The organism is Nocardia rosealba (genome assembly GCF_020216065.1).
Classification (GTDB): domain Bacteria; phylum Actinomycetota; class Actinomycetes; order Mycobacteriales; family Mycobacteriaceae; genus Nocardia; species Nocardia rosealba.
Genome location: NZ_JAIWNA010000002.1, coordinates 840,223 through 862,104 on the forward strand (window position 1 = coordinate 840,223; position 21,882 = coordinate 862,104).

22 protein-coding genes are annotated in these 21,882 nt (G+C 66.9%); 6 read left to right on the forward strand and 16 right to left on the reverse strand.

Annotation, left to right across the window (positions count from 1 at the left end; all coding sequences use genetic code 11):
- Nucleotide 1 precedes the first annotated feature (1 nt).
- The 12 genes from nuoK to acpM form a co-directional block, all read right to left on the reverse strand.
- Entirely contained in the window at nt 2-301 is a 300-nt protein-coding gene (gene nuoK / locus LDL21_RS10865; RefSeq protein ID WP_067489925.1) for an NADH-quinone oxidoreductase subunit NuoK, read from the reverse strand.
- The gene (locus LDL21_RS10870; protein ID WP_225279884.1) at nt 298-1,113 is read right to left on the reverse strand and encodes an NADH-quinone oxidoreductase subunit J; all 816 of its coding nucleotides are present in this window, start codon (nt 1,111-1,113) and stop codon (nt 298-300) included. Before LDL21_RS10870 ends, nuoK begins: the two co-directional genes overlap by 4 nt.
- On the reverse strand, nt 1,110-2,897 hold the full coding sequence (gene nuoH, locus LDL21_RS10875; RefSeq protein WP_225279885.1) for an NADH-quinone oxidoreductase subunit NuoH: 1,788 nt from the start codon (nt 2,895-2,897) through the stop codon (nt 1,110-1,112). Before nuoH ends, LDL21_RS10870 begins: the two co-directional genes overlap by 4 nt.
- Complete coding sequence (locus tag LDL21_RS10880; protein ID WP_225279886.1) at nt 2,890-5,349, reverse strand: NADH-quinone oxidoreductase subunit G; 2,460 nt, start codon at nt 5,347-5,349, stop codon at nt 2,890-2,892. Before LDL21_RS10880 ends, nuoH begins: the two co-directional genes overlap by 8 nt.
- Nucleotides 5,346-6,668 carry an NADH-quinone oxidoreductase subunit NuoF gene (gene nuoF / locus LDL21_RS10885; RefSeq protein ID WP_225279887.1) on the reverse strand — a complete coding sequence of 441 codons (1,323 nt, stop codon included), beginning with the start codon at nt 6,666-6,668 and terminating at the stop codon, nt 5,346-5,348. Before nuoF ends, LDL21_RS10880 begins: the two co-directional genes overlap by 4 nt.
- Entirely contained in the window at nt 6,665-7,414 is a 750-nt protein-coding gene (gene nuoE / locus LDL21_RS10890) for an NADH-quinone oxidoreductase subunit NuoE (protein WP_225279888.1), read from the reverse strand. Before nuoE ends, nuoF begins: the two co-directional genes overlap by 4 nt.
- Entirely contained in the window at nt 7,411-8,724 is a 1,314-nt protein-coding gene (gene nuoD, locus LDL21_RS10895) for an NADH dehydrogenase (quinone) subunit D (protein ID WP_067489941.1), read from the reverse strand. The genes nuoE and nuoD overlap by 4 nt, the downstream gene beginning before the upstream one ends.
- On the reverse strand, nt 8,724-9,479 hold the full coding sequence (locus LDL21_RS10900; RefSeq protein ID WP_181697246.1) for an NADH-quinone oxidoreductase subunit C: 756 nt from the start codon (nt 9,477-9,479) through the stop codon (nt 8,724-8,726). The genes nuoD and LDL21_RS10900 overlap by 1 nt, the downstream gene beginning before the upstream one ends.
- Complete coding sequence (locus LDL21_RS10905; RefSeq protein ID WP_067489943.1) at nt 9,476-10,030, reverse strand: NuoB/complex I 20 kDa subunit family protein; 555 nt, start codon at nt 10,028-10,030, stop codon at nt 9,476-9,478. The genes LDL21_RS10900 and LDL21_RS10905 overlap by 4 nt, the downstream gene beginning before the upstream one ends.
- A gap of 10 nt (nt 10,031-10,040) precedes the next feature.
- Entirely contained in the window at nt 10,041-10,409 is a 369-nt protein-coding gene (locus tag LDL21_RS10910; protein WP_255674901.1) for an NADH-quinone oxidoreductase subunit A, read from the reverse strand.
- A gap of 369 nt (nt 10,410-10,778) precedes the next feature.
- Nucleotides 10,779-11,180, reverse strand: coding sequence for an Rv3143 family two-component system response regulator (locus LDL21_RS10915; protein WP_067983753.1), 402 nt, complete (start codon nt 11,178-11,180; stop codon nt 10,779-10,781).
- A 100-nt stretch (nt 11,181-11,280) separates the two neighbouring features.
- On the reverse strand, nt 11,281-11,586 hold the full coding sequence (gene acpM / locus LDL21_RS10920; RefSeq protein WP_225279890.1) for a meromycolate extension acyl carrier protein AcpM: 306 nt from the start codon (nt 11,584-11,586) through the stop codon (nt 11,281-11,283).
- Between the two features lie 76 nt (nt 11,587-11,662).
- Between acpM and LDL21_RS10925 the strand changes: the two genes are divergently transcribed.
- Nucleotides 11,663-12,583 carry a MerR family transcriptional regulator gene (locus LDL21_RS10925; protein ID WP_225279891.1) on the forward strand — a complete coding sequence of 307 codons (921 nt, stop codon included), beginning with the start codon at nt 11,663-11,665 and terminating at the stop codon, nt 12,581-12,583.
- 229 nt (nt 12,584-12,812) lie between these two features.
- On the opposite strand, the gene LDL21_RS10930 is transcribed toward LDL21_RS10925, so the two are convergent.
- Complete coding sequence (locus tag LDL21_RS10930) at nt 12,813-13,991, reverse strand: hypothetical protein (RefSeq protein WP_225279892.1); 1,179 nt, start codon at nt 13,989-13,991, stop codon at nt 12,813-12,815.
- 165 nt (nt 13,992-14,156) lie between these two features.
- Complete coding sequence (locus tag LDL21_RS10935) at nt 14,157-15,014, reverse strand: LysR family transcriptional regulator (RefSeq protein WP_067490379.1); 858 nt, start codon at nt 15,012-15,014, stop codon at nt 14,157-14,159.
- 146 nt (nt 15,015-15,160) lie between these two features.
- Between LDL21_RS10935 and LDL21_RS10940 the strand changes: the two genes are divergently transcribed.
- Genes LDL21_RS10940 through LDL21_RS10960 form a run of 5 tightly spaced genes read left to right on the forward strand, consistent with a single transcriptional unit; the run spans nt 15,161 to nt 19,987 of the window.
- Entirely contained in the window at nt 15,161-16,603 is a 1,443-nt protein-coding gene (locus LDL21_RS10940) for a form I ribulose bisphosphate carboxylase large subunit (protein WP_067489955.1), read from the forward strand.
- A gap of 11 nt (nt 16,604-16,614) precedes the next feature.
- Entirely contained in the window at nt 16,615-17,037 is a 423-nt protein-coding gene (locus LDL21_RS10945; RefSeq protein WP_225279894.1) for a ribulose bisphosphate carboxylase small subunit, read from the forward strand.
- Nucleotides 17,027-18,031, forward strand: coding sequence for an AAA family ATPase (locus LDL21_RS10950; protein WP_225279895.1), 1,005 nt, complete (start codon nt 17,027-17,029; stop codon nt 18,029-18,031). The genes LDL21_RS10945 and LDL21_RS10950 overlap by 11 nt, the downstream gene beginning before the upstream one ends.
- Entirely contained in the window at nt 18,016-19,098 is a 1,083-nt protein-coding gene (locus tag LDL21_RS10955) for a class 1 fructose-bisphosphatase (RefSeq protein ID WP_225279896.1), read from the forward strand. The genes LDL21_RS10950 and LDL21_RS10955 overlap by 16 nt, the downstream gene beginning before the upstream one ends.
- Nucleotides 19,099-19,108: 10 nt before the next feature.
- Nucleotides 19,109-19,987 carry a phosphoribulokinase gene (locus tag LDL21_RS10960; protein ID WP_181697254.1) on the forward strand — a complete coding sequence of 293 codons (879 nt, stop codon included), beginning with the start codon at nt 19,109-19,111 and terminating at the stop codon, nt 19,985-19,987.
- Here LDL21_RS10960 and LDL21_RS10965 read toward each other — a convergent pair whose 3' ends face one another.
- The gene (locus LDL21_RS10965; RefSeq protein WP_067489970.1) at nt 19,988-20,338 is read right to left on the reverse strand and encodes a PLD nuclease N-terminal domain-containing protein; all 351 of its coding nucleotides are present in this window, start codon (nt 20,336-20,338) and stop codon (nt 19,988-19,990) included. It lies immediately after the preceding gene.
- Nucleotides 20,339-20,432: 94 nt separating this feature from the next.
- Nucleotides 20,433-21,668 carry a DNA polymerase IV gene (dinB, locus tag LDL21_RS10970; protein WP_225279897.1) on the reverse strand — a complete coding sequence of 412 codons (1,236 nt, stop codon included), beginning with the start codon at nt 21,666-21,668 and terminating at the stop codon, nt 20,433-20,435.
- Nucleotides 21,669-21,882 lie beyond the last annotated feature (214 nt).

Here is a 21,882-nt window from a genome sequence, read left to right on the forward strand (position 1 = left end):
GTCAGAACTTCAGCAGGTTGGCGGCGTCGACCGAGGTCGACCGGCGGGCACGGAAGATCGTCATGATGATCGCCAGACCGACGACGACCTCGGCGGCGGCCACGACCATGGTGAAGAAAGCGATCACCTGACCGTCGAGGTCGCTGTGCAGCCGGGCGAAGGTGACGAAGGCCAGGTTCACCGCGTTGAGCATGAGCTCCACGCACATGAACACCACGATCGCGTTGCGCCGCAACAGGACTCCGGCGGCGCCGATGGTGAACAACAGCGCGGACAGGAACAGGTAGTTCTGGGGGTTCACCGCTTGCCTTCCTCGTCGGCCGTCGGGTTGTCGCCGCGTGCCGCGCCCGCCGCCAGGAACAGCGCTTCTTCGTGGGCGCGGGTGCGGCGGTGGCGCAGGATGGTGCTCACCGAGTGTTCGGCGTAGGAGCCGTCGGGCAGCAGGGCCGGGCTGTCGACGGCGTTGTGCCGGGCGAAGACGCCCGGTGTCGGCTGCGGGGTGGCGCGTTCACCGCCGGTACGGAAACGGTCACGTGACATCTCGCGCTGACCGCGGCGCGGCGTGAAGTGTTCGCGGTGGGCCAGCACCATGGCGCCGATGGTGGCGGTGATCAGCAGGGCGCCGGTGAGTTCGAACGCCCAGACGTAGCGCAGGAAGATCAGCTCGGCGAGTTCGGCGATCACATCTCGTTCGCCGAAACCGTTGCCCGCGAAGCGGGTACCGTCTCCGCTCAGCGCTGACCCGATGCCGCCGATGAGCAGCAAACCGAATCCGAGGCCGACGATCGCGGCCGCGATGCGTTGCCCGCGCAGGGTTTCGCGCAGCGATTCGGCCGAGTCGACACCGACGAGCATCAGCACGAACAGGAACAGCATCATCACCGCGCCCGTGTACACCACGATCTGCACCACACCGAGGAACAGGGCGTCCTGGGCGATGTAGAACACGGCGAGCGCGATCATGGTCGCGGCCAGGCACAGTGCCGAGTGCACGGCCTTGGCCGCGGTCACCATGCCGAGCGCGCCGAGCACGGCGATGGGGGCGAGCACCCAGAACAGCACGGCTTCCCCGGTGGAGGTGGCGGCGATGTCGGCGGCCAGCAGGGTGCTCATCGCAGGACCTCCTCTTCGGACGCCGCGGGTCCGACGCGACCGAGGTAGTAGTCGGCGGCGTCGGTGCCGGGCGCCATCGCGTGCGGCGGAGCGACCATGCCGGGCTCCATCGGCGCAAGCAGCCGGTCCTTCTCGTAGATGAGGTCGGCGCGGTTGTCGTCGGTGAGTTCGTATTCGTTGGTCATGGTGAGCGCCCGGGTGGGGCAGGCCTCGATGCACAGGCCGCAGCCGATGCAGCGCAGGTAGTTGATCTGGTACACCCGCCCGTAGCGTTCACCGGGGGAGAAGCGTTCGTCCTCGGTGTTGTCGCCGCCTTCGACGTAGATGGCGTCGGCCGGGCACGCCCAGGCGCACAGTTCGCAGCCGATGCACTTCTCGAGGCCGTCGGCGTAGCGGTTGAGCTGGTGGCGGCCGTGATAGCGCGGCGCGGTCGGCACCTTCTGTTCGGGGTAGAACTCGGTGTTGGGCTTCTTGAACATGGTCGCCCCGGTGACGGCGAACCCGGCGAAGGGATCGAGCAGACCGATCCGCGGTTCGGCGTCGGCGGTGCGTGGTGGAATCGGCGGCACCGGGAAACCGAGGAACACGGGCGAACTCGCGGGTTCCTCCGGCAGCGGCGGCAACCCCTTCGTCCGGCCTGCCCGCACGAACATGCCGATCAACCCGACGGTGACGACGATGCCGGTGCCGACCAGGATGGGTGTCTGCCCGGGAATGCCCTCGATGTCGAGCACCCGCGCACCGGCTACGACCATGACCCACACCAGCGAGGTGGGGATGAGCAGTTTCCAGCCGAGGTTCATGAACTGGTCGTAGCGCAGACGGGGCAGGGTGCCGCGCAACCAGACGAACACGAACAGGAACGTCCACACCTTGGCGGTGAACCACAGCACCGGCCACCACCCGGAGTTGGCGCCCTCCCACAGGCTGATCGGGAACGGTGCGCGCCACCCACCGAGGAACAGGGTGGTGGCGAGCGCGGAAACCGTTGCCATGTTGACGTATTCGGCGAGCATGAACATCGCGAACTTCAGCGAGGAGTACTCGGTGTGGAAGCCACCGACGAGCTCACCCTCGGCTTCGGGCAGGTCGAACGGTGCCCGGTTGGTCTCACCGACCATCGCCACGCAGTAGATCAGGAACGACGGCAGCAACAGGAAGACATACCAGGTGCCCTCCTGGGCGGTGACGATGCCGGAGGTCGCCATGGTGCCCGAGAGCAGGAACACCGTGGCGAAGGTCAGTGCCATCGCGATCTCGTAGGAGATGACCTGTGCGGTCGAACGCAGCCCGCCGAGCAGCGGATACGTCGAGTTCGACGACCAGCCGGCCAGCACGATGCCGTACACGCCGATGGAGGTGATGGCCAGGATGTAGAGCACACCGACGGGCATGTCGGTGAGCTGCAACGCGGTGCGGGTGCCGAAGATCGACACCTCCGGTCCGAACGGGATCACCGCGAACGCCATGAACGCCGGGATCACCGAGATGATCGGCGCGAGCACGTAGATCGGCTTGTCGACGATGGCGGGGATGATGTCTTCCTTGAGCGCCATCTTCACGCCGTCGGCGATCGACTGGAACATCCCGCCCGGCCCGACCCGGTTGGGGCCGACCCGCATCTGCATCCAGGCGACGACCTTGCGTTCGGCGTACACCGCGACCAGCGGCACGAGCATCAGGTAGACGAACACCGCCAGCGCCTTGACCACGACCAGCCACAGTGGGTCGGTGCCGAAGACCGGCCCGGCGTCGGCCGCGAGGAGTAGCACACGATCACTCATGGCGGTGTTCCTTCATCCTGTCGTCGGCGCGGCGCAGGCGCACCACGGCGCCGGGCGTCACGCCGAGGGTGGTACCGACCGTGCAACCGGGTGAGTGCAGCGGCAGCCACACCACCCGGTCGGGCAGGTCGGTGATCATCAGCGGCACGGTGATCTCGCCACGGTCGGTGGCGACGATGATGTGGTCGGCCTCGTCGGCTTCGATCTCGGCGGCGGTGGCGGCCGAGAGCCGGGCGACCGGTGGACGCGCGACCCCGGCGAGGTGGGGTTCGCCGTCCTGCAGGCGACCGGCGTCGAGCAGCATCCGCCACCCGGCCAGCACCGCCGTACCGGGACCGGGTGTGGGTCTGGTCCGGCTCGAGAATTCGGGCGCGGTGATCGGCTCACCGCTCCAACCACCGAGAGCGTCGAGTTCGGCCCGGGCCGCAGCGGCATCGGGCAGTGCGATCGGGACACCCATTTCGGCGGCCAGAGAATGTAATACGCGCAGGTCCGACAGGGGTGCGGCGACGCGGCGGGTGGTGTCCAGAGGTGTGGCCGCGAACGGGCGCGGCCTGCCTTCCCAGGTGCGGAAGGTGCCCGTCTTCTCGACGACGGTGGCGACGGGGAACACGACGTCGGCGCGTTCGGTGACGCTGCTGTGGCGTTGTTCGAGGCTCACCACGAACCGGGCGGCGTCGATCGCGGCCAGGGCCGCGGCCGGGTCGGGCAGGTCGGCGGGGTCCACGCCGCCGATCACCAGTGCGCCGAACTGGGCCGCGCCCGCGAGGATCGCCGAGGTGTCGCGGCCGGGACCGACGGGCAGTTCGCCACTCTGCCAGCGGTGACGAACCTGCTGGCGCGCGGTCGGATCGATGACGGGCCTGCCACCGGGCAGCAGACTGGGCAATGCGCCGGCTTCGAGCGCTCCGCGCTCACCGGCTCGGCGTGGCACCCAGGCGAGCGCGGCGCCGGTGGCCTCGGCCAACCGGACCACCGCCGACAACGCGCCCGGGCTACCGGCGAGCCGTTCGCCTGCCATGATGACCGCGCCGGGGGACCGAAGCAGGTCCATGAGTTCGGCGGCGTCCGGGGAGGTTTCGGTACGCACGGCATCGAGAACATCGGCTTCGGCGCACGGCGGGGTCTGGATGAGTGCACCGGAGAGTCGTTCGAGCCCTCGAGCAGCGAACGGCGCCAACGACACCACCCGCAGACCTCGGTTGCGCACCGCTTTACGCAGGCGCAGGTAGACGATCGGCGATTCCTCTTCGGGTTCGAAACCGACCAGCAGCACCGCGGGAGCTTTGCTCAGTGCCGTGTAGTCCACGTCGATGCCACGTCCGGCGACGCACGCGGCGAGGAACCGTTCCTCCTCCTCGGAGTGCACGCGCGCGCGGAAGTCGATGTCGTTGGTGGACAGCACCATTCGCGCGAACTTGCTGTACGCGTAGGCCTCTTCCTCGGTGACGCGCCCACCGACCAGCACACCGGCGTTGCCGATGGCGGCCTGCAATCCGGTCGCGGCGGCGGCCAGGGCCTGGGGCCAGGAGGCGGGGGCGAGCACGCCGTCCCAGCCACGCACGAGTGGGGTGGTGAGGCGGTCGCGTTCGGTGGCGTAGGCGAAGGCCCAGCGGCCCTTGTCGCAGTTCCATTCCTCGTTGACCTGCGGGTCGTCACCGGCCAAGCGCCGCAGCACTTTCCCGCGCCGGTGATCGGTGCGTTGCGCGCAGCCCGACGCGCAGTGCTCGCACACACTGGGTGTGGAGACCAGGTCGAAGGGGCGGGCACGGAACCGGTAGGAGGTGCCGGTGAGCGCGCCGACCGGGCAGATCTGCACGGTGTTGCCGGAGAAGTACGAGTCGAGCGGTTCGGCCTGGGCGATACCGACCTGTTGCAGCGCACCACGATCCATCAGTTCGATGAACGGGTCACCGGCCACCTGCTGGGAGAACCGGGTGCACCGGGCGCACAGCACGCACCGTTCCCGGTCGAGCAGCACCGCCGAGGACAGCGGTATGGGCTTGGGGTAGGTGCGTTTCTCACCTTCGAAGCGGGACTCGGCGCTGCCGGTGGACATGGCCTGGTTCTGCAACGGGCATTCGCCGCCCTTGTCGCACACCGGGCAATCCAGCGGATGGTTGATCAGCAGCAGTTCCATCACCCCGCGCTGAGCCTTCTCGGCGACCGGTGAGCTGAGCTGGGTGCGCACCACCATGCCGTCGGTGACCGGAATCGTGCAGGAGGCCACCGGTTTCCGCTGGCCTTCGACCTCGACGATGCACTGGCGGCAGGCGCCGACGGGGTCGAGCAGTGGGTGGTCGCAGAAGCGGGGGATCTGCACGCCGATCAGTTCGGCCGCGCGGATCACCAGGGTGCCCGCGGGGACCTGGATGGTGGTGTCGTCGATGGTGACGCTCACCAGATCGGCGGGTACCACGCCGGAGTTGTTGCCGGGTGCGATCGCTGTCATCGGGTCGCCTTTCCTGAGGCCCACGCCGTGGCGCGAGCCGGGTCGAACGGGCAGCCGCCGCGACGCTGATGCTCGAGGTATTCCTCGCGGAAGTACTTCAGCGAGGAGAAGATCGGGCTGGCCGCGCCGTCACCGAGCGCGCAGAACGATTTGCCGTTGATGTTGTCGGCGATGTCGGCGAGCTTGTCGAGGTCGGCCTCGGTGCCCTGACCCGCCTCGAGTCGGTGCAGCAGTTGCACCAACCAGTAGGTGCCCTCGCGGCACGGTGTGCATTTGCCGCAGGACTCGTGGGCATAGAACTCGGTCCAGCGCAGCACCGCCCGCACCACACAGGTCGTGTCGTCGAAGATCTGCAATGCCTTGGTGCCCAACATGGAACCGGCGGCGGCGACACCTTCGTAGTCGAGGGCGACATCGAGGTGGTCGGCGGTGAACAGCGGTGTCGACGAACCGCCCGGTGTCCAGAACTTCAGGGTGTGCCCGGCGCGCACACCGCCTGCGTAGTCGAGCAGTTCGCGCAGGGTGATGCCGAGCGGTGCCTCGTACTGGCCGGGGCGGGCGACATGGCCCGAGAGCGAGTACAGGGTGAAGCCGGGCGACTTCTCACTGCCCATCGAGCGGAACCAATCGGTGCCGTTGCGCAGGATCGAGGGCACCGACGCGATCGATTCCACATTGTTGACCACCGTCGGGCAGGCGTAGAGACCGGCGACGGCGGGGAACGGTGGCCGCAACCGTGGCTGCCCGCGGCGGCCCTCGAGGGAATCGAGCAGGGCGGTTTCCTCGCCGCAGATGTAGGCGCCCGCACCTGCGTGCACGATCAGTTCCAGGTCGAAATCCGAGCCGAGGATGTTGTTGCCGAGGAAGCCGACGGCGTAGGCCTCGGCGACGGCGGCCTGCAGGCGGCGCAGCACCGGAACCACTTCACCACGCACGTAGATGAAGGCGGTGTTCGCCCGGATGGCGTAGGCGGCGATCACCACTCCCTCGATCAGAGTGTGCGGGGTGGCGAGCATAAGTGGAATGTCTTTGCAGGTGCCCGGTTCGGACTCGTCGGCGTTGACGACGAGGTAGTGCGGTTTGGTCGTGCCGTCGGGGCCCGGACCCTGCGGGATGAACGACCACTTCATCCCGGTGGGGAAGCCCGCACCTCCGCGTCCGCGCAGACCCGCGTCCTTGACCGTTTGGATAACGTCGTCGGGCTGCATCCGCAGCGCGGCCCGCAGACCTTCGTAACCGCCTGTGCTGGAATAGGTGTCGAGCGTCCAGGACTGTGGACGATCCCAGTTTCGGCTCAGTACAGGGGTGAGCGTGGTCATCGCGCGCCCTCGCCGTCTCCGGAATCCGCTGCCGGGAAACCGGTTTCAGGGGCCGAGGCCGCTCCGTCGGCGACGCGCAATCCCGCCAGCGTGGGCTCGCCGGGAGCGCCCTCGAGGACACCCGGTCGTTCGTCGGGGAAGCCGGCGAGGATTCGCGCGGTCTCGCGGAACGTGCAGAGTGGGGCGCCACGACTGGGCCGCACCGGATGACCGGCACGCAGCGCGTCGGTGATCTCGATGGCCGATTCGGGGGTCTGGTTGTCGAAGAACTCCCAGTTCACCATCATCACCGGCGCGTAGTCGCAGGCGGCGTTGCACTCGATGTGTTCGAGGGTGACGGCGCCGTCGGGGGTGGTCTGACCGTGGCCGATCCCCAGATGCTGTTGCAGCGCTTCGTAGATCGCGTCCCCACCGAGTACCGCGCACAGCGTGTTGGTGCACACGCCCACGTGGTAGTCACCGGTGGGGGTCCGGCGGTACATCGAATAGAAGGTGGCCACAGCGGTGACCTCGGCGCCGGTGAGCCCCAATTGCTCGGCGCAGAAGTCGATCCCGGTACCGGTAACATATCCGTCCTCCGCTTGCACCAGATGCAACAGTGGCAGCAGGGCCGAACGCGGATGCGGGTAGCGGGTGATGATGTCTTTGGCGTCGAGTTCGAGACGTTGGCGAATGTGCGGCGGATACGGCTCGGGCCGGACGGTGAGATTCAGCAGAACCGTTGGGCTCGCAGGCTTTTCGGTCATCTGTCTACCCCTCCCATGACGGGGTCGATGCTGGCGACGGAGGCGATGACGTCGGCGACCATGCCGCCCTCGCACATCGCGGCGACCGCCTGCAGGTTGGTGAACGAGGGGTCGCGGTAGTGCACCCGGTACGGGCGGGTGCTGCCGTCGCTGACCATGTGCACGCCCAGTTCACCGCGTGGCGACTCGACGGCCGAATACACCTGTCCGGCAGGTACTCTGATGCCCTCGGTGACGATCTTGAAGTGGTGGATCAGCGATTCCATGGAGGTGCCCATGATCTTGCCGATGTGTTCGGGGGAATTGCCGAGTCCGTCGGGGCCCAGTTTCAGGTCGGCGGGCCAGGCGATCTTCTTGTCGTCGATCATCACCGGGCCGGGACGCAACCGGTCGAGGCACTGTTCGACGATCTTGAGCGATTCGCGCATCTCGGCCACCCGGATCAGGTAGCGGCCGTAGCAGTCGCAGCCGGTGGTGGTCGGGATGTCGAACTCGTAGTTCTCATAGCCGCAGTACGGATCGGATTTGCGCAGGTCGTGGGGCAGACCGGTGGCTCGGAGCACCGGCCCCGTGATGCCGAGCGCCATGCAGCCGGTGAGGTCGAGGTAACCGATGTCCTGGGTGCGCTTCTTCCAGATGGGATTGGCGCTGAGCAGGTGTTCCATATCGCGCAACCGGCCCGGCATGATGTCGAGGAGTTCACGCACCTTGGTGACGCCGTCGTCGGGCAGGTCCTGGGCGAGACCGCCGGGACGGATGAAGGCATGGTTCATCCGCAGGCCGGTGATGGTTTCGAAGACATCGAGGATGAGTTCGCGTTCACGGAAGCCGAACAACATCGGGGTGAGCGCGCCCAGTTCCATGCCACCGGTGGCCAGGGCCACCAGGTGCGAGGAGATGCGGTTGAGCTCCATCAACAGCACGCGGACCACGGTGGCGCGTTCGGGAATCTGCTCGGTGATGTCGAGCAGTTTCTCCACGCCGAGGCAGTAGGCGGTCTCGTTGAAGAACGGGGACAGGTAGTCCATTCGGGTCACGAAGGTGACGCCCTGGGTCCAGTTGCGGAATTCCAGGTTCTTCTCGATGCCGGTGTGCAGGTAGCCGATGCCGCAGCGGGCCTCGGTGACGGTTTCGCCCTCGATCTCGAGGATCAGGCGCAGCACGCCGTGCGTGGAGGGGTGCTGGGGGCCCATGTTGACGACGATGCGTTCTTCACCGGCACCGTCGAGCACCTCGCCGACCTGGTCCCAGTCCTGGCCCGCCACGGTGACGACCCGTGGTTCGTCACGGCGGAAATCGGTGTCGGTCATCAGCTGTAGGTCCTCCGCTCGTCGGGCGGCGGTATGCGCGCGCCCTTGTACTCCACCGGGATCCCGCCGAGCGGGTAGTCCTTGCGCTGCGGGTGTCCGCGCCAGTCGTCGGGCATGGTGATGCGGGTGAGCGAGGGGTGCCCGTCGAAGAGGATGCCGAAGAAGTCGTAGGTTTCGCGTTCGTGCCAGTCGACGGTCGGATACACCGAGAACAGCGACGGGATGTGCGGGTCGGCATCGGGGACCGACACCTCGAGGCGTACCCGACGGCTGTGGGTGATCGACATCAGGTGGTACACGGCGTGCAGTTCGCGCCCGGTTTCGTCGGGGTAGTGCACCCCGCTGACGCCGAGGCACAGTTCGAAGCGCAGTGAGCTGTCGTCGCGCAGGGCGCTCGCCACGTCGACGAGGTGTTCGCGGCGCACGTGCAGGGTGAGCTCGCCGCGGAAGACGACGATCTTCTCGATGACGGTGTCGAAGGCGATGACGCGGTGGGTGAGGGCAGCGCGCAGGGTACCGACGAAGGCGTCGAACCAACCGCCGTACGGGGGTGGCGTGCCGCCGGGCAGCACCACCGGGGTGACCAGGCCGCCGTAGCCGGACGTATCGCCGGTGCCGTGCACGCCGAACATGCCGTGGCGGGTACCGATCACCTCGTCCTCAGCTGGTTTGCGATGCTTGGGCGCTTCCGGGGTTTCCTCCGGAATGCCCTGCCCCGCAGTGTTGTCGGTGTTGTCGGGAGAGTCGAATGTCATCGCAGCAGGCCCTCCATACGGATGGTCGGAGTGCTGGCGAGCGCGGCCTGTTCGGCGGCGCGGATCGCTTCCTCGCGGTTGACGCCCATCGGCATCTCGGCGATCTTGGCGTGCAACGCGAGGATGGCGTTGAGCAGCATTTCCGGTCGGGGCGGGCAGCCGGGCAGGTAGATGTCGACCGGGACCACGTGGTCGACGCCCTGCACGATGGCGTAGTTGTTGAACATTCCGCCCGAGGACGCGCAGACACCCATGGCCAGCACCCATTTGGGCTCGGTCATCTGGTCGTAGACCTGGCGCAGGACCGGTGCCATCTTCTGGCTCACCCGGCCGGCGACGATCATCAGATCGGCCTGGCGGGGCGAGGCGCGGAACGCCTCCATGCCGAAGCGGGCGATGTCGAATCGTCCGGCGCCGGTGGCCATCATCTCGATCGCGCAGCAGGCCAGGCCGAAGGTGGCCGGCCACAGCGACCCTTTACGCAGGTATCCGGCGAAATCCTCGACGGTGCTCAGCAGGAACCCGCTGGGCAGTTTCTCTTCGAGACCCATTATTTCCCACTCATTCCCAGCTGAGGCCGCCGCGGCGCCATTCGTAGGCGTAGGCGACCGACACATTGACGATGAACAGCGCCATCGCGGCGAACCCGAACAACCCGAGGGCGTCGAAATGGACAGCCCACGGGTAGAGGAACACGATCTCGATGTCGAAGATGATGAACAGCATCGCGGTGAGGTAGTACTTCACCGGGAAGCGTTGGCCCCCAACATCTCCCGGCCCGCCTGCGATGGCGTGCGGTGTGGGCTCGATGCCGCATTCGTAGGGTTCGAGCTTGGCCCGGTTGTATCGCTTCGGGCCGACCAGCGCCGCCATGACGACGGAGAACACCGCGAACGCCGCGGCGATGGCGCCGAGTACGAGTGCGGGCATTTCGATGTTCACGACTGCACTTCCCCTCCTCGCTGGAGCAGGCCGTGCCGTGTGGCGCGGCCGCGGACGGCAGCTTTCGGCGAGACGGGGCCGACAACGTTGTCCGCCGAACCGGGGCCTCGCCCGCTGTGCAGCGATGGCGGAGCGTTATACAGAACCCGCGCTCGTGTGAGCTAGAGCACAGACTATCGCTCTTTCAGGGGTGCGCCGCGCGTTTCGAGGGGACTGTTTGATCGATTTCAGTACCGAGATTCATGAGCGAAACGGTGGTAATCCGCTCGGTGCGCACACAACAGAACCACTGGGGTTACCAGTGGTTCTGTGGGTATGGAGGTGGCGTCGACTATGCGACGGAACAGGACACTGCGTTCAGCGGGCCTGGAGTACGCCCGCGACCGCGCGGGTGAGCTGCATCGGGTCGATCGGGTGCGACACCGAGGCCTCGGCCCGCGACCAGTTGGCCAGCCAGGCATCGTCGGGCCGGCCGGTGAGCACGACCACCGGCGGGCACTGCTCGATCTCGTCCTTGAGCTGCTTGGCGATCCCGAGGCCACCCGCGGGCACGGACTCCCCGTCGAGAATCGCGAGATCGATCCCACCGGCATCCATCTGCTCGATGACGACCGGTGCGGTCGCGACCTCGAGGTAGTCGAGCTCCGGTAGATCCGGCCGGGGCCGTGGCCCCAGCGCAAGAATCACCTGTTGACGGGTATCGGCGTCATTGCTGTAGACCAGCACACGCAGCGGGGTGGAACGATCTGATTCGGCCACAGACGGATCGTACGTCGGGTCGGCGGGCGTGGTGGCGGGTTCGGCCGAACAGCCGATATCCGAATCTCCCACCACCGCCCGCCTATTCACCGGTGTGCTCCTACCGGGCCGGTCCGTCTTTGAGCTTGGCGGCCATTTCGGCAGCGAGTTGGGGTTGTTCGGCCTCCATCTTCTGGACGTAGGTGACGGCGTCACCGACGGTGCGCAGGCTCGACAGGTCCTCGTCGGGGATCTTCACGGCGTACTTGTCCTCGAGTTGGACGGCGATCTCCACGAGGGACAGGGAGTCGATCTCGAGGTCTTCGATGAAGGATTTCTCCGGGGTCACCTCGGCGGCTTCGATGCCGGTCACCTCCTCGATGATGTCGGCGATGCCCGCGATGATCTCCTGCTGCGTGGTTGCCACGAATTGTCCTTCGTTCGAGGTGATTACGTACGTGCAGTACCGTAAGAGCTCCACCGGGGTGGAGGTTCAACTGGTTGTGACCGACGACACACAGGCAACGTTGGTGAGTATCGGGGAGTTGGCGCGCAGCACCGGGCTCGCGGTCCGGACCATCCGGTTCTACTGCGACGAGGGCATTCTGGATGCTCGCCGCAGCGTCGGTGGGCATCGATTGTTCGAGGCGGAGTCGGCTGTCGAACGGGTTTTGCTGATCAAGCGGTTGCGGGCGCTCGGGCTCGGGTTGGGGTCGATTACCGAGGTGTTGCGGGGTGAGCGGTCGATCGCCGAGGTGGTCGCTGCCGAAAGCGCCCGCCTCGATGTCGAAATGCGAACGCTGGCCTGGCGGCGCGCCTGCCTGCGGGCGGTCGAAGACGCGTCCCCTGCGTGTCGGGCCGCGCGGCTGGCTCTGTTGGCGGCCGTGCAGGACGGCGGGGCGGCGCGCGACTGTCTGGTGCGGTTCTGGTTGCGTGCGCTCGCGCCGATACCGGCGGACGACGTCGAAGGGTGGATCTACTGGAATGTGCCGGAGCCGCCCGGTGATCCGTCCGTCGACGAGGTCGTCGCCTATGCCGAGCTGGTCGCGACGGTCTCCGAACCGGAACTGAACCGCGTTGTGCGCCAGCAGTACTGGCGCGGACCGGCCGATCGGATTCGTGAACCTCGCCGCCTCTACGGACAGATCGGAGACGTGATGGCCGACGTGGTGCCCCTGGTTACCGACAGTGTGCGGCCACGCGGCGGTGACGAACTCGATCGGTTCGTCACCGCGCATGCCGGTGCGCGCGGGGAACGAGATACGCCATGTTTCCGTGCACAACTACTGGACGACGCGACCGACAGCGATCAGCGAATCCACCGGTATTGGACTTTGACAGAACAGCTTCTCGGTGCGCGTATCACCGTGGGACGCGCCCACGATTGGGTGTACCGAGCGCTGGTCGACTCCGCCGAGCACTGACTGTGGGGTCTAGGAGAATCGAACCCCTAGGCCCCGCCTTCACATGATGCGGCCGAATGCCCGTCGATGTTGTCCTTGCCCACCTGCACCTGCACCTACACCTTCGTCGAGCTGCTCGCCGAGGAACCGCCGGCCCGGGATCGGCGGCTGGAGAACTCCGGTCTTCGACCGGCGCCAAGGGGAAGCGGCGGCCGCAGCCTGCCGACCACTACCGTGCGCTCACCGTCGGCTACCAGTTCCCGTCTTGAACTGTCTGGTCGCCCAGCGAGATCACCGGAAGATCGTCTTCGATCGGTGGGTTCGGCTGTTCGTCGGCCAGCCAGTTGCCCGTGGGTTTGACGGCGGCGAGCTCGGCGGACGGGGCGAGGTCTTCGGCGTCGGCGGCGTAGTAGTCGAACCACGGGAGGCCGTGTTCGGCGTAGGACTGCGCGGTGACGGGGGTGGAGGGGGCCGGTTCGCCGGTGATCTGTTCCCATTCGGCGGCGGAGGCGAGGTGGACGAAGATCCGGGCGTCGGCTTCGCGGTGATAGTCGTCGACGGGGCGGTGATCGGCGTAGATCTCCTGGCGCATCGTGCCGCCGGCGCCGAGACCCATTGATCTGGCTTGCGGGCGTGCGCGGCCTCGGGCTTTTCGGGCGGCACCGGCGGGGGCGCCACCGGGCGCACCGGACGGCCTGGGTGCGGCGGACGGGGCGGGCGCACTGCCGGGCGCTACGGGAGGGGGAGCGCCGACCGGACTTCCCGCAGGCGCACCTGCGACCGCGGCACCGTACGGCGGGGCACTCACCGACATCTGAGCGCTGTAAGCAGTTGTCGCCCAAGGTGGATTACCGCCCGGTGGAGGAGTCGGCAAATGCCGTGGGCGGGCCTCTTCCTGCTGCCTGCGCCAGGTCGCGAGCGCCGTTTCGGTGAGCCCGTGCACCGCCAACTGCACCCCACCCCACTGCTCGGCGCCGGTGACCTGACCTTCGACGGTCGCACCGAGTCCCATCGGCACCGCGACGAACTGGCGCACGACACCGTCACCGGAGTTGATGCCGTCGAGCCACGGTTGGTCGGGCAGGGGGAGGTAGTTCTGCGGGTCCTTGCCCAGCACATCGCTCCACGGCTTGCCCGACACCGCGCACACCTTGCCGACCGCCACTTTCAAGGCGGCCGGGGTGGTGGCGGTGAATTTCAACCACAGGGCCTCGCGCTGGTAGACCGGCAGCATCACCCCGCCGCGTTCCCGCCATTCCTCAGGCACGGTGTCGGGGTAGTCGGCGACCCGGCGCAGCGGGAAGGTGCCGAGCCCCGGCGGCAACGGGTAGGTGCCCGTCTCGGGCAGCCGCAAGGTCCGCACGAATGTCACGCGCACCCCGCCCGGTAGTTCGAGTGCGTCCCCGGAAAGTTTCACCTCGGTTGCCATGTCCCACCCCTTCATTCGACCGGATGACGATCTCGCCCCCTGCCCGACGACGGTACTCATCGGACAAGCCCCCGTCCACGGCTTCTTCGACCGGGACCGACCGCCACGGTTCCGATCGCAGACCGCCCCGGCGTAACGCCCCCGAAGTTCGTTCGCGAACCGTGATCAGGGGCCGATGGCGGCGTGGAAGGCGTCGGCCGGGCCTGTTTCGGCGGGGTCGATGAGGTGGGCGAGGAACAGGCGGGTGGTGAGGGTGGGGGTGGGGGTGGTGACGGCGTGCCAGGGTCGGTCGAGGGGCGTGCCGGGGACGTCGATGGTGTGCAGGGCGCCGGAGCGGAGGTGTTCGCCGACGGCGTCGGAGTGGATGAGGGTGATGCCGAGGCCTTCGCGGGCGGCGGCGATGACGGCGCCGTGGGAGCCGAGCGTGAGGGTGGGCGGGTCGATCTGGAGGCGGTCGAGCAGGGCGAGGGTGGCTTCGCGGGTGCCCGAACCGGTGCCGCGCAGCAGCCAGGTGGTGTGGCGAGGGTCGGGGTTGTCGGTGCCGACGACGACCAGGGTGCTGGGGCGGCGCGCCTGGATGACCAGGCCCGCGTCGTGCGGCGGGCGCCCTGCGATGACGAGATCGGTTTCGTGGTGCTGCAATTCGAGGAAGAGCACGTCGCGCGGCTGGATCGACAGGCTCAGTTCCACATCGGGGTAGCGGCGGCGAAACGAGGCGAGCGGCCGCAACACCACGGATTCGCCCGCGGTCGCCACGACGCCGATGCGTAATCGCCCGGCGTCGGCCTGCCGGACGGCGGCGTGCGCCTCCTTCATCAAACCGAGGATCCCCCGGCAGTATTCGGCGTACACCCGGCCCGCTTCGCTGAGCGCGATACCCCGTCCTGAACGAACGATCAGTTTGGCGCCGAGCTGCTTTTCGACATGGGTGACGGCGGCCGAGACGGCGGCTTCGGTGACGTGGAGTTGTGCCGCGGCACGGCGGATGGATCCCAGGCGGGCGACAGCGAGGAAAGTTTCCATCCGACCCGAACTGACCCTGCCCATACCCGACGGTAGCAAACTCAACGTTTCGGTTGAGCGTTGTCGGAAACATTCTGATTGTTTACCCGGCCGGTGCCCCCCATCCTGGAATTCGCTACGGGACAGCGGATTCCACAGGAGGAACCATGGCGGAAGAAACCGAACGGGATCGTTGGGATCCGGGCGTACAGTCCTACGCCTCGATGGGCTATTACTCGCCCGACTACGTGCCCGCCGACACCGACGTGCTCGCCGTGTTCCGGGTGACCCCGCAGCCCGGTGTCGACCCGATCGAGGCGGCGGCCGCGGTGGCGGGTGAATCCTCCACTGCCACTTGGACTGTCGTGTGGACCGACCGGCTCACCGCGCATTCGAAGTATCAGGCCAAGTGCTACCGGGTCGACCCGGTGCCCGGCCGCGAGGGCGAGTACTTCGCCTATATCGCCTACGATCTGGACCTTTTCGAAGAAGGGTCGATCACCAACCTCACCTCCTCGGTGATCGGCAATGTGTTCGGGTTCAAACCATTGCTGGCATTGCGTCTCGAGGACATGCGCATTCCGGTGGCGTATGTGAAAACCTTCCAGGGCCCACCGCACGGCACGGTGATGGAACGCGAATACCTCAACAAATACGGCAGACCACTGCTCGGCGCCACGGTGAAACCGAAGCTCGGTTTGTCGGCCCGCAATTACGGGCGCGTGATCTACGAGGCATGTAAGGGCGGCCTCGATTTCACCAAGGACGACGAGAACATCAATTCGCAGCCTTTCATGCGCTGGCGCGACCGGTACCTGTTCGCGATGGAGGGGGTGAACCGGGCGATGGCCGAAACGGGCGAGATCAAAGGCCATTACCTCAATGTCACCGCCGCGACGATGGAGGACATGTACGAGCGGGCCGAGTTCGCCAAGGAAATCGGGTCGGTCGTCATCATGATGGACCTGACCGTGGGTTATACGGCGATGCAGTCGATGTCGAAGTGGGCGCGGCGCAACGGCGTACTACTGCATCTGCACCGGGCCGGGCATTCGACGTTCACCCGGCAGAAGACGCACGGGGTGAGTTTCCGGGTGCTGGCGAAATGGTGCCGGCTGATCGGGGTGGATCATCTGCACGCGGGAACCGTGGTCGGCAAATTGGAAGGCGATCCAGCGACGACCCGCGGTTTCTACGACACCTTGCGCGAGAATCACATTCCGGCGCAGCTGAGCAACGGCATCTTCTTCGATCAGGAGTGGGCGAGCCTGCCCGGTGTGATGCCGGTGGCCTCCGGTGGTATCCACGCCGGGCAGATGCATCAGCTGCTCGACCTGTTCGGTGACGATGTGATCCTGCAGTTCGGTGGCGGAACGATCGGTCATCCGCTCGGTATCGCGGCGGGCGCCGAAGCCAACCGGGTGGCGCTCGAGGCGGTGGTCAAGGCCCGCAACGAGGGCCGCGACCTGCTCAAAGAGGGCCCCGATGTGTTGCGGACGGCGGCCTCGACGTGCCGCCCGCTCGAGGTCGCGCTGTCGACCTGGGGTGATGTCACCTTCGATTACACGTCCACCGACGCACCCGACGCGGTGCCGACGCCGAGCCTGTAGGGAGACCGGTCATGTATTTGCGACACGGGACGTTCTCGTATCTGCCCGAACTCACCGACACCGAGATCGCCGCCCAGGTGCGTTACGCGCTGCTCAACAACTGGCCGGTGTCGATCGAGTACACCGACGATCCGCATCCGCGCAACACCTACTGGGAGATGTGGGGTCTGCCGCTGTTCGATCTGGACGAACCTGACGGGGTGCTCGCCGAGATCAACGCCTGCCGGTCGACGTTTCCGCGCCACTATGTGCGGGTCAACGCCTATGACGCCACCTACACCAAACAGACGACGGCGCTGAGTTTCCTGGTGCAGCGTCCGGCCGAGGAGCCCGGTTTCGAACTGGCTCGCGCCGAGGGCGCCGACCGCCGCCAGATCTACAGCGTGCGGTCCTATGCCACCGAACGTCCGCAGGGACAGCGGTATGGGGGCTGAGGGGACCGCCAACGGTTTCCGGTTGCCACGGCCGGGCGTCACCGACGTCCGGCCGTCGCGCCCGGCGGATGACGTGGCGCAGGCCGAGGAAGTGCTCGATGCCGATGCGTTGCTGGATCTTTCGCAGGATCTGGCCGGTCACGATGTGGCCGAGACCTTGACCGCGCTGGACGCCGAGCTGATCGGGTTGGCGAATGTGAAGCTGCGGGTGCGTGAGATCGCGGCGCTGTTGATGATCGATCGGGCACGCCGCCGGTTCGGTCTCGAATCGTCGCGCCCGACGATGCATATGAGTTTCACCGGCCCACCGGGCACCGGCAAGACGACGGTGGCGCTGCGGATGGCGCAGATGCTGCACGCGCTGGGTTACATCCGTAAACCGAAGGTACACACGGTGACTCGCGACGACCTGGTGGGCCAGTTCATCGGTCACACCGCCCCGAAAACCAAGGAGGCGATCGCCAAGGCCGCCGGTGGGGTGTTGTTCATCGATGAGGCCTATTACCTGTTCCGTCCGGAGAACGAACGTGATTACGGGCAGGAGGTGATCGAGATCCTGCTGCAGGAGATGGAGAACGAGCGGGCGGATCTGGTGGTGATCTTCGCCGGCTATCCGGATCGGATGGACAAGTTCTTCTCGGCCAATCCGGGGTTGTCGTCGCGGGTGGCGCATCATCTGGAGTTCGTCGATTACACCCAGGAGGAATTGCTCGCCATCGCCGAGCTGATGGTGGCGGCGGAGAATTTCGTGTTCGATGCCGCGGCACGTGAAGCGTTCTCCCGGTATCTGACGGTGCGGATGACGCGCCCGCGGTTCTCCAACGCGCGCAGTGTGCGCAATGCGATCGATCGGTGCCGGTTGCGCCAGGCGAAGCGACTGGTGGAAGCGGGTCGGCCGTTGTCGCGCGAGGATCTGGTCACGTTGTGCGCCGAGGACGTGTTGGGCAGCAGTGTTTTCGAGGAGGTGGGTGCCTCGCCATGCCGACCAGTTTGAAAACGCTGACCCGCTACACGATCGAGGAGGAACACCGGCATCCCGGGTCGTCGGGGGAATTCTCCGCGCTGGTGAATGTGGTCGCCACGGCCACCAAGATCATCGCCAATCAGGTGACGCGCGGGGCGATTCCGGGACGCGAGGACGGGCCGCTGTCGGCGAGCGACCGTCTCGACGCGTTGACCGACGAGATCATGGTTGCCCAGACACAGTGGACCGGCCACCTGTCGGGTTTGCTGTCCGAGCAGTGTGCCACCGCGTTGGCGGTGCCGGCCACCCAGCGGCGCGGCAAGTACCTGCTGGCGTTCGACGCTCTGGACGGGTCGAGCAATATCGATGTGAATCTGCCGGTGGGTTCGATCTTCAGCATTCTGCGCGCACCGCAGGAGGTGCTCGACGGCACCGCCGAACCGTGCGACGCCGACTTCCTGCAGCCCGGTGTGCGGCAGGTGTGCGCGGGGTTCACCCTGTACGGGCCTGCCACGATGCTGGTGCTCACCACCGGCAGCGGCGTCGACGGGTTCACCCTCGACCGGGAGATCGGCGCGTTCGTGCTCACCCACCCGCGCATGCGGATCCCGCAGGACACGTCGGGTTTCGCGATCAATGCCGCCAACGAACGGTTCTGGGAGCGGCCGGTGCGCCGGTATGTGCAGGAGTGCCTGGAGGGGGTGGACGGGCCGAGGGGCCGTGATTTCAACATGCGCTGGGTGGCGTCCCTGGTCGCCGATACCTTCCACATCCTGACCAGGGGCGGCATGTATCTGTACCCGCGTGATACCCGCAATCCGGCTCGGCCGGGGCGGGTTTCGCTGCTGTACGGCGCCAATCCGATCGCGTTCATCGTCGAACAGGCGGGCGGGGCCGCCACCACCGGGCACGAACGGGTGATGCTGGTGCCACCGACGCAGGTGCATCAGCGGGTGCCGTTCATCTTCGGGTCCCGCAACGAGGTGTTGCGGGTCGAGCGGTATCACACCGAGCCCGACGAGGGCCCCAGCTTCGACAGTTCGCTGTTCGGGACGCGTTCGCTGTTCCGGCCGGCCAAGCACGACCAGCGCACCTAGGAGCCGCCCTATGTCGGTCAAACATCCTGTCGTCGCGATCACCGGGTCCTCCGGTGCCGGAACGACCAGTGTGACACGCACTTTCGAGGAGATCTTCCGTCGCGAGGGGATCAGCGCGGTGGTGGTGGAGGGCGATTCGTTCCACCGCTACGACCGGGCGGAGATGAAACTGGCGATGGCCGAGGCCGAAGCGCAGGCCAACACCACGTTCTCCCATTTCGGGGAGGACGCGAACCTGCTGCCGGAGCTCGAAGCGCTGTTCCGCGAGTACGGCGAAACCGGTGTCGGACAGGTGCGCAAGTATCTGCACGACGACGAGGAGGCCAAACCCTACGGGCAGCCTGCGGGCACATTCACCCCCTGGGAGGATCTCGCGCCGGGGAGCGATCTGCTGTTCTACGAGGGCCTGCACGGTGCGGCGGTGACCGATTCGGTGAACATCGCCCAGCACACGGATCTGCTGGTGGGGGTGGTGCCGATCATCAATCTCGAGTGGATCCAGAAGGTGTATCGCGACAAGACCCACCGCGGGTATTCCAGTGAGGCGGTGATCGATACGATCCTGCGCCGCATGCCCGACTACGTGAAATACATCTGCCCGCAGTTCTCCCGGACGTATGTGAATTTCCAGCGGGTGCCGACGGTCGACACGTCCAATCCGTTCATCGCGCGCAGCATCCCGACGGCCGACGAGAGTTTCGTGGTGATCCGGTTCGCCGATCCGAAGGTGATCGACTTCCCGTATCTGCTGTCGATGCTGCACGACTCGTTCATGTCGCGGCCCAACTGCATCGTGGTACCGGGCGGGAAGATGGAGTTGGCGATGCAGTTGATCTTCACACCGTTGATCCTGCGGTTGATGGACAAACGGCCCAAACGCAACCTGTGATCAGACCTCGTCGTTGTCCTGCTGCTGTTGCCTGCGGGCCTCACGCCGCTGCTGTTCGGCGCGCTCGCGCAGGCCGCGCAGGAAGGCCTCGTCGTCGTCGGGGTTGGTGGCGATGTGGCGGCCGGGCCGGTCGTATTCGCTGAAGCGGGTGTTGGACGCCGGGCGCGACGGACCGATCGGGCGTCCGGCGAACAGCCACAGCAGTGCGCCGATGGTCGGCAGCAGGACGACGACGATCAGCCACCCCATCTTCGGCAGGTGGCGGATGCCGTCGTCGGGGCTGGTGACGATGTCGACGAGGCAGTACACCCACAGGGCGAGGGTCAGGAACCCGATGATCGCGTAGTGCATTGCGGCAGTCCTCTTCGTGATGGATGGATGGGAGGACCCCGACGCCCCCGGCAGCAAGGATGCCGTATGTGCGGGTGGGATGTCGTGCCGGGGGTCAGTCGGGCAGCAGCGGCACCGACAGACCCTCGCCACGATCGAGCAGGGCCGCGCGGGTGACGGCAGCGGAGCCGAAGCGGCGGCGCAGGTCGTCGAGGGTGGCGTCGAGAGTGTTGTCGGCGCGTGGTTCCAGCGGCAGGGTCAGCTGCATGGTGTCGGCGTCGTCGAGGTTGGTCAGCGACAGGCCGATGAGGGTGATGCCACGCTCGGCGATCAGTGGTGTGGCGGTGTCGAGTAGGCGGTGTGCGGCCTGACGGATGGCGGTGGTGGCGTCGGTGGCCTCGGTGAGGGTGTGCGAGCGGGTGGCGCGGGTGAAGTCGTCGAAACGCAAGCGCAGCACCACTGTCCGGCACACCCGGTCGGCGGCGCGCAGGCGGCGGCCGAGGCGGTCGGTGAGTCCGTCGAGGTAGGCGGCGATCTCGTCGGGTTCGCGGTGGCGGCGGCCCAGCGCCCGTTGGGCGCCGATGGAGCGGCGGCGTTTGCCGGTTTCCACGCGGCGTGGGTCGCGGGCCCACGACAGAGCGAACAGGTGGCGGGCGGCGGCCGGGCCGAGGATGGCGCGCAGGTGGGCTTCGCCGAGTTCGGCGAGTTGACCGACGCGGGTGATGTTGTTGGCGTGCAGGGTGGCGGCGGTGACTTTGCCGACGCCCCATAATCGTTCGACCGGCAGCGGGTGCAGGAAGTCCAGTTCGCCGCCGGGTTCGACCAGGCGTAAACCGTCGGGTTTGGCGACGGCGGAAGCGACTTTGGCCAGGAACTTGTTGCGGGCGATGCCGACCGAGATGGGCAACCCGACCTCGGTACGAATGCGTTCGCGCAACCTTCGGGCGATGTCGACCGGTTCCCCACTGATCCGCCGCAACCCACCGACGTCGAGGAACGCCTCGTCGATGGAGATGCCCTCCACTATCGGGGTGGTGTCGTGAAAGATCGCGAACACCGCCTTGCTCGCTTCGGCATAGGCCGACATCCGCGGCGGCACCACCACCGCATGCGGGCACACCCGCAACGCCTGCCCCGCGTTCATCGGCGTCCGCACCCCGAACGCCTTGGCCTCATAACTGGCGGCCAGCACCACCCCACCACCGACGAGCACCGGCTTGCCCCGCAACCACGGCTGATCGCGCTGCTCGACCGAGGCATAGAACGAATCCAGATCGGCATGCAGGATCGACGCCTCGTCGCGGGACTGGATGCGTGGGCGGCGCGGTGCAGCGGGATCGGACACGAACATATGTTCGCATCGATGTCCGACAAGAACGAGACCCTCCAGGAGCCGTCCGCAAATGCTCGGCGAACACTAGACCTCGTGAAGTTTCCGGATACTCACGACCACTCCCGAACCTCGAAGAGGGCGCGCGACAGTTTCCATCTCAGCCCGCGTGCCCTCCAGCCCTGACCCGCGCAATTCTTCGGCCATCGCCCGCGCCTGCACCAGCGAGAGAGAA